The 17,176-nt window shown below is 35.2% G+C and carries 15 protein-coding genes, 1 other RNA gene and 3 pseudogenes; 3 read left to right on the forward strand and 16 right to left on the reverse strand.

Going from position 1 to position 17,176, the window contains the following annotated elements; all coding sequences use genetic code 11:
* Window positions 1-5 precede the first annotated feature (5 nt).
* Window positions 6-485: a 30S ribosomal protein S7 gene (rpsG, locus tag MWH06_00395; protein UPA55176.1), complete on the reverse strand. Its 480-nt coding sequence runs from the start codon at window positions 483-485 to the stop codon at window positions 6-8.
* 5 nt (window positions 486-490) lie between these two features.
* A complete protein-coding gene (rpsL, locus tag MWH06_00400) occupies window positions 491-865 on the reverse strand; it encodes a 30S ribosomal protein S12 (protein UPA55177.1) in 375 nt (124 codons plus the stop codon).
* 890 nt (window positions 866-1,755) lie between these two features.
* Between rpsL and MWH06_00405 the strand changes: the two are divergent.
* Window positions 1,756-2,047: pseudogene (locus tag MWH06_00405) on the forward strand (IS4 family transposase).
* An 81-nt stretch (window positions 2,048-2,128) separates the two neighbouring features.
* On the opposite strand, the gene fumC reads toward MWH06_00405, so the two are convergent.
* Window positions 2,129-3,523, reverse strand: a complete 1,395-nt coding sequence (fumC, locus tag MWH06_00410) for a class II fumarate hydratase (protein UPA55178.1) — start codon at window positions 3,521-3,523, stop codon at window positions 2,129-2,131.
* A 516-nt stretch (window positions 3,524-4,039) separates the two neighbouring features.
* On the opposite strand from fumC, the gene MWH06_00415 reads away from it, so the two are divergent.
* Both MWH06_00415 and MWH06_00420 read left to right on the forward strand, forming a co-directional pair.
* Window positions 4,040-4,321: a hypothetical protein gene (locus tag MWH06_00415; GenBank protein ID UPA55179.1), complete on the forward strand. Its 282-nt coding sequence runs from the start codon at window positions 4,040-4,042 to the stop codon at window positions 4,319-4,321.
* A 42-nt stretch (window positions 4,322-4,363) separates the two neighbouring features.
* Window positions 4,364-5,178, forward strand: a pseudogene (locus tag MWH06_00420) (transposase).
* Window positions 5,179-5,259: 81 nt separating this feature from the next.
* Here the strand turns inward: MWH06_00420 and ispG are convergent.
* From ispG to MWH06_00485, 13 genes and pseudogenes are all read right to left on the reverse strand, one after another.
* Window positions 5,260-6,539 (reverse strand): annotated as a pseudogene (gene ispG, locus MWH06_00425) (flavodoxin-dependent (E)-4-hydroxy-3-methylbut-2-enyl-diphosphate synthase).
* Window positions 6,540-6,556: 17 nt separating this feature from the next.
* Window positions 6,557-7,177, reverse strand: a complete 621-nt coding sequence (locus MWH06_00430; GenBank protein ID UPA55180.1) for a TRP75-related protein — start codon at window positions 7,175-7,177, stop codon at window positions 6,557-6,559.
* Window positions 7,178-7,374: 197 nt separating this feature from the next.
* Window positions 7,375-7,926: a hypothetical protein gene (locus MWH06_00435; GenBank protein UPA55181.1), complete on the reverse strand. Its 552-nt coding sequence runs from the start codon at window positions 7,924-7,926 to the stop codon at window positions 7,375-7,377.
* Window positions 7,927-8,079: 153 nt separating this feature from the next.
* Window positions 8,080-10,194 (reverse strand): DNA translocase FtsK, encoded by a 2,115-nt coding sequence (locus tag MWH06_00440; GenBank protein UPA55182.1) that lies wholly within the window; start codon window positions 10,192-10,194, stop codon window positions 8,080-8,082.
* Window positions 10,195-10,473, reverse strand: coding sequence for a YggT family protein (locus tag MWH06_00445; protein ID UPA55183.1), 279 nt, complete (start codon window positions 10,471-10,473; stop codon window positions 10,195-10,197).
* A gap of 161 nt (window positions 10,474-10,634) precedes the next feature.
* Window positions 10,635-10,925 carry a type II toxin-antitoxin system RelE/ParE family toxin gene (locus MWH06_00450; protein UPA55184.1) on the reverse strand — a complete coding sequence of 97 codons (291 nt, stop codon included), beginning with the start codon at window positions 10,923-10,925 and terminating at the stop codon, window positions 10,635-10,637.
* A complete protein-coding gene (locus MWH06_00455; protein UPA55185.1) occupies window positions 10,900-11,118 on the reverse strand; it encodes a hypothetical protein in 219 nt (72 codons plus the stop codon). Before MWH06_00455 ends, MWH06_00450 begins: the two co-directional genes overlap by 26 nt.
* A gap of 192 nt (window positions 11,119-11,310) precedes the next feature.
* Window positions 11,311-11,739, reverse strand: a complete 429-nt coding sequence (locus MWH06_00460; protein ID UPA55186.1) for a ClpXP protease specificity-enhancing factor SspB — start codon at window positions 11,737-11,739, stop codon at window positions 11,311-11,313.
* Window positions 11,740-11,761: 22 nt separating this feature from the next.
* Window positions 11,762-12,097: a transfer-messenger RNA gene (gene ssrA / locus MWH06_00465) on the reverse strand.
* 603 nt (window positions 12,098-12,700) lie between these two features.
* Entirely contained in the window at window positions 12,701-13,582 is an 882-nt protein-coding gene (locus tag MWH06_00470; GenBank protein ID UPA55706.1) for an IS3 family transposase, read from the reverse strand.
* 14 nt (window positions 13,583-13,596) lie between these two features.
* Window positions 13,597-13,857 carry a transposase gene (locus tag MWH06_00475; protein ID UPA55187.1) on the reverse strand — a complete coding sequence of 87 codons (261 nt, stop codon included), beginning with the start codon at window positions 13,855-13,857 and terminating at the stop codon, window positions 13,597-13,599.
* Window positions 13,858-14,763: 906 nt separating this feature from the next.
* Window positions 14,764-16,155, reverse strand: coding sequence for a penicillin-binding protein (locus tag MWH06_00480; GenBank protein ID UPA55188.1), 1,392 nt, complete (start codon window positions 16,153-16,155; stop codon window positions 14,764-14,766).
* 139 nt (window positions 16,156-16,294) lie between these two features.
* Window positions 16,295-17,086 (reverse strand): polysaccharide deacetylase family protein, encoded by a 792-nt coding sequence (locus MWH06_00485; GenBank protein ID UPA55189.1) that lies wholly within the window; start codon window positions 17,084-17,086, stop codon window positions 16,295-16,297.
* Window positions 17,087-17,176: the final 90 nt, after the last annotated feature.

Raw genomic sequence — 17,176 nt, forward strand, 5'->3', positions numbered from 1 at the left:
TAACATTAAAAACGAAGATGAGAAAATGCCTTATTAGCCTCAGCCATTTTATATTTTTCTTCGCACATCTTAAACGCACCACCGCGTTTATTATAAGCATCCAGTATTTCAGATTGCAAACAATCAACAGTGGTTTTTCCACTCTTTTTTCGAGCAGCAGAAGTTGCTTTAGCAACCCACCTTAACGCCAAAGAAATCGCTCTATCTTGTCGAACTTCAACAGGCACTTGATAAGTTGCACCACCAATGCGTCGAGAACGCACTTCTATAGAAGGAGTAACATTTCCTACCGCTGTTTCAAAAATTGATAACCCACCTTCGCCTACTTTCTTTTCAACTAAAGACAAAGCGTCATAGATAATCTTTTCTGCAGTAGATTTTTTACCACATTTCATGATTGTATTAATGAAACGCATCAGCAAAACACTGCCATAACGCGAATCAGGACTTATTTCTCTTTTTTTTGCTTTATTCCGACGAGCCATAAACTTTAACCAGATTTCTTTACACCATATTTTGAACGAGCTTTCTTTCGATTTTGCACACCACGCAGATCAAGGGCACCTCTTATTATGTGATAACGCACACCTGGCAAATCTTTAACCCGCCCACCACGTATCAAAACAACAGAATGCTCTTGTAAATTATGACCTTCACCAGGTATATAAGCTGTCACTTCACCATACCCACTAATTTTTACTCTGGCTACTTTACGGAGTGCTGAGTTAGGCTTCCTAGGAGTTGTAGTATACACCTTAGTGCAAACACCTCTCCTTTGAGGGTTGCTTTCTCCCAAAGCTGGTACCTTTTTCTTATGGGTCAATCCTAATCTACCTTTACGTATTAATTGATTTATCGTAGGCATATGTTATAAACTCAAGCTCATTAAAATAACTAAGTTTTTAGTTATAAAATAATAAACCTCAATAGTCAATATAAAAATAAACATTACTACTCTAATAATTAAGCTCAACTGCTTTGAAAGCCATCAGTAGACTTCTTGCACTACCTCCCAAGCCACAATTGTCATTCAGTAGAAGCGAAAAACTTACTTGACAAACTCCACCAGCCCCCTTATCATGAAGGTGAAGCTAATTATTTATCTTCGCAATCTCTGCAGTGGATTAATGACAAAAAAACTTAATGTATTTGGCGTAAATCATGCTTAATTTTTTGCACTATGTGCACCTCATGTCTTTATAAAACTTCTAGGTTTCTACCTATATAAGCTGAAACGCGCTTATAAAGCGTTTAAGACAGTAAAAGACGTCAAATAGACAAGGGAGAATTTGAATACTAGCTACCCTGGGGTTTCTTTGCCTTTTTTTCCGCTCAGTAAATTTCTTAACGTTTATAATTTAGGTTAGTTGCATTTAAAAGCGGCTGAATCGTAGCGTTTAGAATAAAAAACGCCAATATTTTGAAGTACATATAAATAACTAGTCACCAACGGGGCTTCTTTTGCCTTTTTTTTCGTTTGGTGAATTTCTTAAATATTTATAGCTAAAGTAACTTAGGTTCACCGACAATCGTCATCCCGCTACGTGTTAGCGGGATCTATGCTAAGGAGATACCGCGGCGGTATGACGTAGGGCTACAGGTGTCATTCCAGTGCTTGACACTGGGCACTTTAGACAATGTTACAAAAATAATATCATAGAATTCAATAGGATAATTTCTGGTGTACAGTCCCAGAGTGTGATGGTATGATAAAATATGAGAAAACAATACCATCAAAGGAGGAATTATGGGACCATACACCTAGAGGCTGTATTACAAGAATTTTGGGCGAACTTAGTTATGTGTAATATATTATCGCTTCATATGTGTAATGCACAAGGGCCTTCCCAGATCAAATTACTGAGTATCGTTTAAATTTTTCAGTTTTATTTGGTGTAATGAGGTAGAAACTCTATCAAGTACTTATTGCACCAAAAAACTTTCAAGCCCTTTTTAAGCATGCGTGCTAAAGTTAAAATTCGACCAGGGCAGCCGCAATAAGGTAGATAAGCCCAAACGCCACTATGTTTTTAGGAGAGTTTGCTAATGGAGGCTCTTAAGTTAACGCCATTGGCTGAACGGATACCTCTTAACTTGACGCGTATGATTTATTTAACACTCCCAACGGTTACAAATAATTCACCATTTCTTCTGGTTTCACTATCCTTTCAAACTCCTCCTCAGTGAGCAGTTGAAGTTTTGCTGCTGCTTCTTTTAGAGTGATATTTTCTTTATAAGCAAGCTTCGCTATTTTTGCTGCATTGTCGTACCCTATATGCGTATTTAATATAGTGACCAACATCAACGACTGATTCAGTAAATCTTTTATCCTCTCTTCATTTACTTTAATACCAATTACACATTTTTCTGTAAAATTTAAACTTGCATCAGCTAAAAGTCTTATAGACTGCAAAACATTGTAAATTATCACTGGCTTAAACACATTCAATTCAAAATGACCGTTTGAACCACTAATGGTCACAGCAACATGATTTCCCATAACTTGAGTGCACACCATAGTTACTGCTTCACACTGAGTTGGATTCACTTTACCTGGCATAATTGAAGAACCAGGCTCATTTTCCGGTAACATTATTTCCCCAATTCCGCATCTTGGACCAGAACCAAGCAACCTTATATCATTTGCAATTTTCATTAAACTGACTGCTACTGTATTGAGTGTTCCACTGAGCTCAACTAAAGCATCATTTGCTGCTAGCGCTTCAAATTTATTGCCTGCTGAAGTAAATGGAAGGTTAGTAATTCCTGCAACTTGCTTTGCAAAATCTTCAGCAAAACCCTTTTTAGTATTGAGTCCCGTGCCAACCGCAGTGCCACCTTGTGCAAGCTCGTATATACCACTTAAAGTTGATTTTACTCTCTCTATCCCCTTTTTAATCTGGGCTGCATAGCCAGAAAACTCCTGTCCCAGTGTTAAGGGCGTTGCATCTTGCAGATGAGTACGTCCTACTTTTATTATATCTTTAAATTCCTGAACCTTATTATCCAGCACCTTATGCAATTTTTCAAGATTTGGAATAAGCAAGCGGTTTATCTGGTCTGCTGCTGCTATATGCATTGCTGTTGGAAAGGTGTCATTTGACGACTGACCATAATTCACATGATCATTTGGATGTATCGGAGATTTACTACCCAAATTACCACCTAAAATCTCTATTGCGCGATTGCTGGTCACTTCATTCATATTCATATTAGTCTGCGTTCCGGATCCGGTTTGCCAAACAACAAGCGGAAATTCATTATTAAATTTGCCATCTATTACTTCCTTTGCGGCTGCGCAGATTGCGTCCCCTACCTTATTATCTATGCTACCCTGCTTCATGTTAACACGTGCTGCTGCAAGTTTTACTATTGCTAATGCTTTAATCAGAGGCTCTGGCATTTTTTCTGTGCCAATCTTAAAATTTTCTAAAGAGCGTTGAGTCTGCGCTCCCCAGTAATGTTCACTTGGTACTTTTACTTCCCCTAAGCTGTCTGATTCTATTCTCATTTTTCTATCCATATTTTCCTTTTTAGCGTCATGCAAACTGGTTCACTACATAATTTTTTCATGTCTACTTCTTGGTTAATTAAATCATACTAGATCCAAGTAGTCAAGTGTGACCTTACCCAGAAAAAGTGGAGAGAAAGTTAAGACGTTTTTGGAGTAAAATAAAACGTTTTTTCAAAATATGGCAAATAGTTTATTCTCTTTGTAAAAAACATTCCAAACTTTCTCTCCACTTTTTCTGGGTAAGGTCAGTTTAGCTATAGGTAGGAATTTTCTGTATTTACTTTAAATTGAAGAAAGCTCAAATGAAAGATCGTGTTTTGCTAAAAATCACAGAATGCAGTCTGGTTACATCACTAGTGCCTAAAGTGATCTCCTTTATCCTCTCATCTGCTAGTATTTTTAATTCCTTACCGTATCTATAATAATTTCGCTTTATAACGTGTAACTCATCAGCAGAAGAAGAATCTAATTTAGGGTAATATTCGTAATCGCAATTTTCTTCAATGCTTATAGATGATGCTAAAAGTGGAAATAGAATTAATAGTAAAGTTAGTAGGATTCTTGTACACCACGTCCTGGGTAGCGCGTGACCAGAGAAAAAAAGATATGGATCCAAGTAGTCAGGGCACTGGGATGACAGAAGATAGTGCAAGAAATTTCGTAAAAAGCTTTTCATACCAACTATTTAAACTCAATTGTGTTATAAACATATTAATAGCGAAAAAAGAAAAACAAGGTTTAATTTTCTTTTTTATTTGCGATTTATCTATAGACCTGCTGAAAAAGGTGATTGAAAAAATGATGTGAGAGAGGTAGAAGAAGAATAAGCAGATCAAGTAAGGAAAAAAAATGAGCTTTAGTTACTATAATATAAAAAAACACCCAAGAAACTTTCGTAATATAACAGGTTTAACTATAGAGAAGTTCGAAAAAGTAGTGGAAAAAGTGAGGTCTGGATGGGAAAAACAGAAAAAGTGTCATGGTAGAAGATCAAAACTACCAACTCTGGAAGATAAGTTGTTTTGCGTAATTTTGTACTATCGCACTTACATAACACATAGATTTTTAGGATGCCTATTCAATGTACACAACGCAAATGTATGTAGGTTACTTAAGAGAATAGAGCCATTACTCGCCAAAAAAGTGACTATAACAAAAGATAGAAGTATGACGCCAGAAAAAATACTGAAGATTTTGGCTGATGTTACAGAACAGCAAATACAGAGACCAGAAGATAGTAAAAAACGGAAGAAATCATATTCAGGAAAAAAAGAACCAACACTATGAAAACTGAGATTATTATCGAAGAAGGAGGAAGAATTTTATCAGTGTCAAAGTCATACCGTGGTAGAATTAGTGATTTCCGCATAAGGAAACAAGAAAAATATTTACCACTTGATAGCATAAAACATGCCGATTCTGGATATCAAGGTTGGCAAAAATTGCAAAGCAATGTTATAATTCCATATAAAAAGTATCGTAAAAAGCCATTAACTCCAGAGCATAATAGAAGATTAGCATCATTTAGAATGAGAGTAGAAAACAAGATCCGAGAGATAAAGATATTTAAGATTATGTCGAATGTTTATCGCAATTTTCAGAAAAAATATAACCTGAGGTTCAATATTATTGCTGGTATTGTAAATCTTAAGCACGCCTTTTAGTTAACCTTGATTTTAGTCACCCTCCTTTCCTTTTTTTTATCGCTTGATTCGCAGCAGGTCTTATTAATTAACCGTGAAAGGTTACGTGTAATGCTCCTTCACATAATTGTCAATAATTGCCTTAAATTCTTCAGAGACATTATCACCTTGTAAAGTTTTGAAATACTTGCCGTCTTTGTAGACTGCTGAAACAGGTTTTTCTCCATATCCAGGCAAGCTGATTCCCAAATTTGCGTGTTTGCTTTCTCCAGGACCATTTACTATGCATCCCATAACAGCAATGTTCATATGCTCTACACCTGGATTTTTTTCTTCCATATCGGCATATGAGTTTTTATATAGCCATTCACTTCTTCAGTTAATATACGAAAACGATCGCTACTCGTGCGCCCACAACCAGGACATGAATTAACCTGAGGGTTAAAGTGTCGCAAGCCTATAGATTGCAATACTTCCTGACACACCACCACTTCATTAGTACGCAATTCACCAGGACGTTGAGTCAAAGAAGCCCGTATTGTATCTCCAATGCCATTTTGCAATAAATAAGTAAGCCCTGCTGCGGTATTTACCACACCTTTATTGCCCATACCAGCCTCAGTTAAACCCAAATGCAGCGCATAATTGGAAGATTTTGCAAGTGCCATATAAACTAAAATTAAATCTTGTACTTTGCTAACTTTACATGAAATGATTATTTTGTTTGAACTTAAACCAATTTCTTCAGCTTTTTTTGCACTATCAAGAGCAGACATTACAAGTGCTTTGCGCAGTATAACATCAGAAGGCCTTGCATTACTAAGCGAAGAGTTTTCATCCATCAGTTCTTGTAAAAGGTATTTATCAAGACTACCCCAATTTACCCCAATTCTAACAGGAAGATCGTGCATTATTGCATACTCTATAACCCTTTCAAACTTCTCATCACGTTTGTCGCCAAAGCCTATATTGCCTGGATTGATTCTAATTTTACCCAGCATTTTGATGTTGTCTGGATAATCTTGAACTAATTTATCTAGCTCATATTGACCGCAGCCTACCAATATTTTACCGTCAAAACCTTCCTTATTTATCTCTTCTACTATATAAGGTATTGCCCTTGCTACTTCCTCTGAATTCAAAGCAATTCGTACTAACTCTGAACCTGCACGCGCTAGTTCTGTTATCTCTTTTGCATAATGTTTTGCGCTACTTTTTATATCATCAGAATCTATATGCACACCAAGCGCCATAGATTGTACAACTACAGGATTATTTCCGCCTATCTTTACTTTTCCAATTTCTACAACATGAGTTTTGTGCCTGGAAATTGGCGATAATTCATATGCATCGTCATTCAATATCAGATCTTTATCTAGCATACTTATTAATTGTGATACTATTTTACTGTGTCAGCTACGCTGCCAAATGAACTTGAACCATTCAAACTATAAGCATCTACGTTATCCAAATTAGCAATAGAATCATGTGAACACGTTCTTCTTGATGGAGTTTCTTTTATAGTGATATTCATAGAAGAGACTTTTTTTTCTCGTGTTGAAGTAACTTTCTTCTCTTCTTGTTGTTCACTTTCATGCTGCTTATTTTCATACTGGAAAACTGGCTCTTGATCTATAAATACAGCACCCCTTAAACGTGCGATATTAATACCATGCTGATTTATCATAGCGCTCTCTTCATCGTCGACTATGCACGCTTCCATGTCATTTGGCTCATTATCAAGACTAGCAATTTTTTTCTCTTTTAATTTTTTGATTAGATCTTCTTTATTTATAGCTCGATCTTGTGACTTTTTTTTCTTGAGCAATTCCCTACGCTTCTCATACAGTTTATATGACTCAGCAAAATCCTCATCTGTATGAAAGCTTGCACCACCAGGGTTACCAGGAGGTATGTATCTCTTACTGAGCTTAGATTTAGCTTCAGCACTATGCACAGTAAAAAAGCTAGAAACCAAAAACATTAATATAAACAAAACTTTAGAAAAAATCCTAAGCATATGGTGCTGTAGTAAATATCGTATTTTAAAAGATAGCAATTAACAAACTTTAAGTAAACCAGAATCTTTGCTAACTTTACAATACAAATATTTTTCTAAAAAGTGATATGTTTACTATCAAAAAACCTACATAGGCTAAGAGAAGAGTAAGGTGTTACAAGTTGCGTAACACCTTCTCAAGAAGAGTGTTATGCAACTTAGTCTGGCATTTGCATATGCTTCTTTTCATTGCCATCGATAGCATCTACATTATTAAGTTTTGCGTCTGGTGTATCTTTAGACAAGTTCTTTTCTTTCTCCCTTTCACACTTAACTCCCTGATAGATACAGAATGCAACAAAAGAAGTTATCGCTATCGCAGCAACAGCACCGACTATGGCACAAATTAGTAGTGTTTTTTCTTGATCTGCTACTGTTTCTGTGAGTGTCTCTACTTTTTCTTGCAGGCCATCTAAATACTCTTGTACCTTCTGAAACTTCTCAGCATCACCTGTTTGACTTTTTTGTAATTCTCCTAATAGATCAGATATTTTTTGGAATTGTGTAGCATCGCCTGTTTGACTACTTTGTAATTTCCCCAGCTCACTGAGCATATTTTGAAATTTCTCAGCATCACCTGTTTGGCTTTTTTGCAATTCTCCTAACAGATCAGATATTTTTTGGAATTGCGTAGCATCACCTAGTTGGCTTTCCTGCAGTGCTGTTACATCTGATTTGTCAAAACCGAACACAAATTTAGTTATACCCATTTTTAACCCCCTAGTTAATTAATATATTATAATTTTACATTCCAAATGTTTAAATTATTATTAAATTAACTGTCATTATGTATTGACCTTTTAATAATTTTATTTGACTTGCTTTTTTAGGGTGTAGAAACTTAAGTTAAGAAAGAAGCCCTGTTATTCAACCAATATCTCTCTCTTTCCTGAGTAACTTGGTGCGCTGACAATTCCTTCTTTTTCCATTCTTTCAACAATATTTGCAGCTCTGTTATAGCCTATTCTAAGTTGTCGTTGAATGTAACTGGTTGAAACTTTTTGATCTCTTTGAATGATGGCCACTGCTTGATTGTAGAGGTCGTTTTCTTCATCCTCTGTTTCACCTTCTGATTCCACAGAAGAATTTTCATCTTCTTTGGTGATTTCCTCCATATAATTTGGCTCACCTTGCATTTTTAGATGATCAACTATATCTTGCACCTCATTATCACTTACAAATGGGCCGTGAACTCGAATGATCTTACCACCAGAGGCCATATAGAGCATATCACCCATACCGAGCAATTGTTCAGCTCCTTGTTCGCCAAGTATTGTACGGCTATCTATCTTAGAAGTAACAGCAAAACTGATTCTCGTTGGAAAGTTCGCCTTTATCACACCTGTGATCACATCCACAGATGGGCGTTGTGTTGCCATTATGATGTGTATTCCTGCAGCACGAGCCATCTGAGCTAAACGTTGAATAGAGCACTCTATCTCTTTGCCGGCAACAAGCATCAAATCTGCCATTTCATCCACGATCACTACAATATACGGAAATGTCTCCATCTTGATTGGTATTTTTTCAAACAAAGGTTTGCCTGTTGTTGAGTTAAAGCCAATCTGCACAACGCGCTCCAATTCTGTTCCACTATTCATCGCTTCTGTGATTTTTTGGTTATAGTTTATTACATTGCGTACATTTAAATACGACATCATGCGATAGCGATTTTCCATTTCTTTCACTATCCACTTAAGAGCAATAACAGCCTTTTTTGGCTCTGTTACTACTGGCGTTATGAGATGTGGTATTGCATCATATATTGAAAGCTCAAGCATTTTTGGGTCAATCATTATCATCTTACATTCATCAGGACTGAGTCGATAAACGAGCGAAAGAATCATAGTGTTAATCGCAACTGATTTACCAGACCCTGTGGTTCCAGCAACAAGCAAGTGAGGCATTTTAGTTAGATCTGCAATAATTGGTTTTCCGCTTATTTCTTTGCCAAGCGCAATTGGGAGATTTAAGCTTGCATTTTGGTACTCTGGTGACTCAAGCAAATCACGCAGCATTACGAATTCTCGTTCCTTGTTCGGCAACTCTATTCCCATAGCATTTTGCCCACGAATTATTGAAATACGTGCAGAGAGTGCACTCATCGAACGTGCAATGTCATCTGCAAGGCCAATTACTCTTGCAGATTTCGTACCAGCTTGTGGTTCAAGTTTGTATAAAGTCACAACCGGCCCATAGCATACACTGATAATTTTTCCTTGCACGCCAAAATCACTCAGGACTTGTTCTAACAGAGATAAATTTTTATTGCTCTCCATTTCATTCAGCTGCTTTCTCTGCAAAGACTCCTCTGCTTTAGAAAGTAAATGGATGCTTGGAAACTTGAACTCACTTAAAATCTCCTCGGTGGCTTTTTTCTGTCTTTCTTTTGGTTGTTGTTTAGTAGTAATTTTAATTCTATGTTTTTCTTCCACTACTAATGGTGCAACTGAATATTCAGCAGTTTTACGTAATCTGAAGAATAGAGTCTTTACAAATAAGTAAGCTATTTTTTTACATAAGAAGAATAGAAAGTGAATTGTTCTCTTCCAACCAATTAGTCCTACAAGACCTATTGATGTTACTATCACAAATACATAAAATGGGCAGTTATTAACGAGTACATTCCCTATTATTCCACTGTGTCTGTACCTTGCTGTGATGCCTAGCGAAAGTTGTGGTAATATAGCACATATCCCTAAATTAATTAATATTAAATAGAGAATTTTCAGCAGCCTTTTTGCTGGCCTGAAGATCAACAAGTAAACTATGGTTGTAGCTATTGTAACACTAGTTAATCCAAGAAATTGAACCAATATATCAGCTAAATATGAACCTACTATTCCACCTAAATTTGTCACTTCCTTATTTGTAGCCGTGTTTAAGGAAGGATCTTTATAATTGTAGCTAAAAACTGATATATATACATATATTAAAAGGGATAGATATATTGCTGATTTTAGATATTTTTTTAACATCTACCTAAAGTAGTAAGCTACTGTATATTTTACAAAGTGAATTGTTATTAGCAATATCATTATAGATAAATCTAATCCATTGAACGGTGGTATATATCTTCTAATAATCTTTAGTGGTGGATATGTCAATTGGTTCAAGATGTGCATTATGCTACTGACAGTTTCATTATATATGTTCACCATATTAAGTTTAACCAGCCAGTTTAAGACAACCCAACATATTAGAATGAAGCTATAAAGATCAAGTAACGTGTTGAGTAGATATATGATTGGATGCATACATATCTATTACACGAAAGATATATAAAAGACAAGTATTTAGGCTTTTTAAACTCAAAATGTTATTTTTGCTGAACCAAAAAAAACTTCATTTTTTGAGCTGCACCTAAGGTAGGAGGAAGGAGTGGTGTATAAAAATATATACACTATTATAGTACATTTTATTGCTTCTTATAAGATTCTCTTCTGTGTTTTATTGAAGTGATAGTTACTATACGTTCTAAAGTATTTACGCGATAAATGATGCGATAGTCACAAATCCTTAGTTTTCTTTGTCCTTTAAATTTACCTTGTAATGGTTCACCATTACCAATAGGATCGGTTGCAATACGTCCTCTTATTGCATTTTTAATCCTTAGTTTTATAGTTTCTGGAAAAGCTGATATGTCCTTTCGAATACTCTTAAGATATTTGATAGTGTACAGACTACTTCCAGATTTCTTCGCTGTCATCTACCTCTTCCGCACCTGGAACATCGCGTTCAATAGCACGCTCAACTAATATTGTATCCTCTTCAAATTCGATTGCTTGTTGCATTAATTTTTCTGCTAGATCTTGAATGGATTTATTTCTTACTTTAGCTAATCCAGCAAGACACTCTAAAGTTTCTTTGCTGAAAGTGATACTAGTGTTTGGGCTTACCATAAGTTTTACCAAAGTCTACTACTGTAACAATTGTACAACATTTTTCTGAATTTTTCAATAAAGAAAGTTGCTGATATGTAAGAAAAATTTTGCCATCTGCGTTAATAAAGATTTAGCATATTTATCTGCGGTCTCTATTCTATTACTTAAGTTAGACCACTTCTTTCTATTAATATTTTTTGTTTACAAAAATTACTCATCACGCAGTTGATCTATGGATATAATACTACCGTTTGATAATTTTTCAGTACATTTTTCACTTTTGTATTCTTTATCAGAATCGATACTAAATATTAAAACATCCCCTGAAATTTTATCACGAAACTCACTAATAGCAAAAAACGGTATAGTAATTCGCTCTTGTTTTCCTTGAAAACTCAAACTGACGCTAAATTTATCCTCAGAAACTTTTAAATCATAGAATTGATGCTGTAATATAATAAGCATTTGAGTAGGGTATGACTTTTTTAAACGATCTGGCATGGTCACACCATTAAAATGTGTGAAAAATAATATTTCTAAGTAAGGGGTAAAACCATTACCTGATATAACATCTAAAGTCTTTTTGATAACTTGAAACTTGGCAGAATTAAGCAATTTTTTGTAATCTGTTTGCTCCATATAACTTTCACATACATAAACTTTTGGGGAACTTCTGTTACCCGGCGTTCCCTGAACCGTGCTTATAGCAATGAAGTTATAGTGCTTAAATTAAGCAGCTATTGCAACATTGTCTTCAGCAGCAAAATTATCGTTTGCATTTAAATTATGAACTCTTAGCGGTGGTGTCTAACCGAGCAAAGCTACCATCTTTACTATGCATGTCGATCCTTATTCGTCCCCATATAAATTAAAAAAATGGTGGAGACGCCGAGTACTGCCCTCGGGTCCAATACACCTATTACAAGGTAATTTTATTGCTATAGTACACAAAGTGTACATAGCTATTATATAGCAACATTAAATAAATGTCAAGATATTATGTGACCTTACCCAGAAAAAGTGGAGAGAAAGTTAAGAAAATTTTTTACAAAAAGAATGATGAATCACAATGTTCAGGAATGCAATAATTAATAGCAGAATGCCTACGCTGTTTTTTGTAAAAATTTCTATGTATTCAAATATAGCAGTTCTAGCTTGTTGAACGGAGTGCTTAGGTCCAAAGTGTGATGGTATGATATATAAGAAATTGCCATCGAAGGAGGAATTATGGTTACACCTTTACAACTTTGTTATATTACGCAAAAAGACTCAAAACTCTCAAAACCTTATGAATTTATATGTAACCAGTGGACACAAGCATCCTGAATTATTTATACTAAATCCATACCATCACACTTTGGACCTAGTTCCTTATTCATTCTCACAATCCGTGAACGGTTACAAATACTGGAGTTTACCCTCTTTCTTATCATTTTTCTAATCTATAGTTAACGTTCAAAATCATATTCGAAAAGTATCTCATATATTTCCAGATTTTTTTTAACGCTATTTATTTCATCCTCAACATTGTCTCTACCTTTATGAACTAAGTAGCAGCTGACCTTACCCAGGAAAAGTGGAGAGAAAATTGGGAATGTTTTTACAAAGAGAATGATGAATCAAAAAGCTCAGGGATGCAATAGTTAATAGTAGAATGTCTGCGTTGTTTGTTATAAAAAATTTCTATATATTCAAATATAGCAGTTTTAATAGACTGTTTGGAGTACTTAGCAGTATTTATTAATAACTCTCTTTTCAGAGAACTAAAGAAACTTTCTACAACGGAATTGTCGTAACAATAGCCTTTGTAACTCATGCTAGGAACTATGTTCTTTATAGCTAGTAGATTTTGGTAATTTTTTGAAGTATATTGTGAACCTTGATCGCTATGTAATAGTAGATTCTTGGGATGGTTACGCTTGTAAATGGCCATTAACAAAGAGTCAATAACCAACTGTTTATTTATTGAGCTACTCATCGACCAGCCAACTACCATACGTGAATATAGATCGATTACTACTGCCAAATATAGCCATCCTTTCTTGGTTCTTATATAAGTAATATCAGTCACCCACACTTTATTTGGTTGATCGGTAATAAAATTTTGATCTAATATATTGGGAACTATGACTCTATTGTCAGTTTGCCGTTTCTTGGTTTTAAATTTTCTTTTAAGTATAGCCTTAATGCCATTTTCTTTCATAACATTTTGCACTGTTTTGATGTTGTAATTTTTACCTAAAGCTTTCAATTCAGCATGAATTTTAGGGGCACCATATCTGCATTTAGAAACTTGATGTATTTTTTGAATATCTGCTAATAGATCTTTTTTTGCCAATTCCCTATTGCTTATTTTTTTAGCAAGCCATTTGTAATAACCACTAGCAGATACACCAGAAATTCTACATAATTCTTGTACTTTATAGCAATTGCTATGCTCTTTTATAAAAAGATATTTTACTCTTTTTGACTGGCAAAATATCCCAGGGCTTTTTTTTAAATGTCTCTTTCCCTTGTTACTCTTGCTAACTCTCTCTTTAAGTCAAATCTCTCTTTATCATAAGGCGCTACGTTACCCCTGCCCGGAAATGCATTTACTGCTGACTTTTTCTCGTTATACTTCTTTATCCACTTACCTAATATACCGGGATTTATACCTAGATCCCTTGCTATTTGTGAAATTGTTTCTCCCCTTTCTCTGAAAAGTTTTACAGCTTCTTCTTTGAACTCTGCTGTATACTCTCTTCCATTTGTCATATTGCACCTCTTTATGAAAACATTTTTTACTATAAAAACGTCTCAACTTTCTCTCCACTTTTCCTGGGTAAGGTCAGATGATGATAATGTACATATAGTGTTTCGATTAAAAGAACTCGCTCTGGAAGGGCAAAAAAAAATGTTCAACATTGTATCAGGACTGTGGGATCCAGTTTTCTTTACAAATTCACCAAAAGTGTTTCATTCTATAACGCAAAACCCATATTCACAAAACCCAATGCATTACTTGCAGTCTAGATCCCAGTGTTAGCTACTCGGATGACAAAAAAAGAGCGCTGGAATGACACCTGTAGCCCTACGTCATACCGCGATTCATTCGCGGTATCTCTTAACATAGATCCCGCTAACACGTAGCGGGATGACGGTTGTCGTTTAGCTATAAATATTAAGAAATTTACCAAATGAAAAAAAAGGCAAAAGAAGCCCCATGGTTGGCTAATTACTTACATTATACTTTCAAGTATGGCGTTTTTTTATTCTAAACGTTTAATAACCGCGATTCAGTTGCTTTTAAGCCGCAACTAACCTAAATTATAAACATTAAGAAATTTACTAAACAGAAAAAAAGGCAAAAGAAACCCTAGGGTAGCTAGTTATTCACCATCCATTTTTTAAGTTGACGTTTTTTTATGTTTTAAATGCTTTATAAGCGCATTTCAGCTTATATTAGGTAAAAACCTAGAAATTTTATAAAGACATAGAGTGCACATAGTGCAAAAAATTAAACATGATACACCAGATACGTGAGTTTTTTGTCATTTAATCTGTACAGAGAAGATAAATAAATAGCTTCAGTGTTTATGATAAGGGGACTGGCGGAGTTTGTCAAGCAAGTTTTTTCGTTTCTATTCCCAATGTTATATGGTTATGCAAGAAGTCTAATACTCATAGGGACCATCTTTCAAGCATGTATTGAAATATCTCATTAGCTATAGCAACATCTTGGCGCGGGGCTTTGCCGTGTTCTATAAACACAGAGATTGCGTAGCGCGAGTTATGGTAAGGCCCATAAGCGATAAATAACTTATGACTTTCACCCTTAGAGTTTATCTCTGGTGTACCGGTTTTGCCGGCAATTTGTATGCCGCCTAGCCCTTTTCTATAGTTAGAATTCACCACGTCAAACATAGCTTTTCGAATTATGCTAAAATGCTCATAATCTACATCAATGTCAGGGAAATTTTGCACTGTATTACTCATTTCAATGTGGGGAATTACCTCTTTTCCTGTTGCAATCCTCGCTGCAAGAACTGCAAGCTGCAGTGGTGTTGTAAGTATATACCCTTGTCCTATAACTAAGTTGATAGTGTCACCTAAATACCACTGCGAATATAGCTTTCGTGCGCGCCAATCTCTATCGGGCAACAATCCCGGAGCTTCTTCCTTAAACGTTCCAATCAGCGACCCACCGCCAATACCAAATTTTCTGGCCATTTCCACCAGAGAGTCTACACTTATTTTTTTTCCTATGTTATAAAAGTAAGTGTTGCATGATAATGCCATTGCCTCATTTAAAGATACATACCCATGGACTTTGCTTTTCAGGCAACGAAATTTCCGCTCACCTATTTTCATATAGCCCTTACACGAGAATTTCTCTTCTGGTGTTATTATCCCGTCTTTTAAACCCGCAAGCGCAACTATTACTTTAAATATTGAACCAGGTGGAATTTGATACGACAATGCACGATTCACAAGTGGTAATGAAGGAGCATTCAAGCTTTCCCAAGTCTCATTTGATAGTCTGCTTGCAAAAAGATTATTATCGTAAGAAGGTGAATTATATAGCGCTAAAATTTCTCCATTATTTACATCAATTACCACTGCGGAGCCCTGGTGATCTTTAAATACCTCTGCGATTTTCTCTTGCAGATTAATATCAATTGTTAGCTGTACATCTTGTCCATCTTGTTGTGGTATGCTTGATAATTCTTTTATGACGCGTTTTTTAGAATTTATTTCCTGCTCAGATTTTCCTGACTTGCCTTTCAATATATGATCATATGTATATTCAATACCGCTGATTCCTACTTCGTTTATGCCTTGCTGTCTTTTTGTATATCCGATTACATGAGAACATATTGAACCAAACGGGTAATAACGTTTATAAAGAGCAGTTACTTTTGTTTCTGACGATCTTGCTATTTTAGACTCGACTTCTGATAATGTTTGCAAATCGACCTCCTCACCAGAACCATCAAATAAAACAACATACGAAATTTTGTTTATCGCAAGTTCAGTGCTATTCCTATCTAAAATTTTGCCCCGCTGAGGCATAATAGCGGTGATTCGTACCCTATTGTTATTAGACAGCGTTTCGTATTTTTGTCTGTTTCGTATTTGTAAATTATATAACCTATAGCTAAAAATAGCGGAAATGGTAAGCTGAATACCACCTAATATGAATGCTCTGCGGTTAAAGACTTTGTTTTTTGTCCACATAACATTCCTTCAAAACGCACTTTTTCCCCTCTTTTGTTGTTACACTTCTGGCTTTTACCGTATTACAAACCCTTTTTTCCCACTCACTTAAGGTAATAAACTTGTAACCCGATTTTTTTAGTATTTTAATAATATGAGGTAAAGCTTCAATTGTGTTTGATCTGTTATTGTGATCATGAAACAGTATAACTGCTCCATTATGTACATTACTTAAAACTCTTTCAACTAAAGCTTCTGGCTTATCACCTTGCCAATCTAGCGAATCAACTGTCCATAATATCGAATACATATCCAATTTATTAGTATTTTTAATCAGATTATCGTCATGACATCCATATGGCGGGCGAAACCATTTTACATCTTGTTTTATTGCATTTTTAATTGCTGTATTTGTCTTTTCCAATTCTTGCAATTGTTCCTCACTTGAAAGTGATGTCAACTTCCTATGCGACCAAGAGTGATTGCCTAACTCATGACCTGCTTCATGGATTTTCTTTACTATCTCATATGTTTTTTTATTTATACGTTCACCAAGCACAAAAAACGTTGCTTTTGCTTCATAGCTTTCCAGAACATTAATAATATCGTTTACTCTATTGTTGGAAGGCCCATCATCAAACGTAAGCGCAACAAACTTATCGTCGTTATTCAACAATTTTTTTATATTACTTAAATTTCTATATGATAGATCCAGATTACAACTAAGCCCACAGTATGGTAAATTAAAATTACAATCACCACAGAAAACCGCGCTTGAGTATAGCAAAAGAAAAGTTATTATCCTTATAAACATTTTGTAATCAGCAAAGCGATAGGATACTATGCACTTTTTTGCTAAGTTAAGCCATCTTTAATT

The organism is Wolbachia pipientis (genome assembly GCA_023052945.1).
GTDB lineage: Bacteria > Pseudomonadota > Alphaproteobacteria > Rickettsiales > Anaplasmataceae > Wolbachia.

Excerpts from the sequence above, each read along its gene's own strand:
- MWH06_00450 (UPA55184.1), bottom strand. The coding sequence starts at position 10,925 with ATGACAGCGAAGAAATCTGGAAGTAGTCTGTACACTATCAAATATCTT.
- MWH06_00480 (UPA55188.1), bottom strand. The coding sequence starts at position 16,155 with ATGCCTCAGCGGGGCAAAATTTTAGATAGGAATAGCACTGAACTTGCG.
- rpsG (UPA55176.1), bottom strand. The coding sequence starts at position 485 with ATGGCTCGTCGGAATAAAGCAAAAAAAAGAGAAATAAGTCCTGATTCG.
- MWH06_00445 (UPA55183.1), bottom strand. The coding sequence starts at position 10,473 with ATGCATCCAATCATATATCTACTCAACACGTTACTTGATCTTTATAGC.
- MWH06_00440 (UPA55182.1), bottom strand. The coding sequence starts at position 10,194 with ATGTTAAAAAAATATCTAAAATCAGCAATATATCTATCCCTTTTAATA.
- MWH06_00475 (UPA55187.1), bottom strand. The coding sequence starts at position 13,857 with ATGACAAATGGAAGAGAGTATACAGCAGAGTTCAAAGAAGAAGCTGTA.
- fumC (UPA55178.1), bottom strand. The coding sequence starts at position 3,523 with ATGGATAGAAAAATGAGAATAGAATCAGACAGCTTAGGGGAAGTAAAA.
- MWH06_00435 (UPA55181.1), bottom strand. The coding sequence starts at position 7,926 with ATGGGTATAACTAAATTTGTGTTCGGTTTTGACAAATCAGATGTAACA.
- MWH06_00455 (UPA55185.1), bottom strand. The coding sequence starts at position 11,118 with ATGGTAAGCCCAAACACTAGTATCACTTTCAGCAAAGAAACTTTAGAG.
- rpsL (UPA55177.1), bottom strand. The coding sequence starts at position 865 with ATGCCTACGATAAATCAATTAATACGTAAAGGTAGATTAGGATTGACC.
- MWH06_00460 (UPA55186.1), bottom strand. The coding sequence starts at position 11,739 with ATGGAGCAAACAGATTACAAAAAATTGCTTAATTCTGCCAAGTTTCAA.
- MWH06_00430 (UPA55180.1), bottom strand. The coding sequence starts at position 7,177 with ATGCTTAGGATTTTTTCTAAAGTTTTGTTTATATTAATGTTTTTGGTT.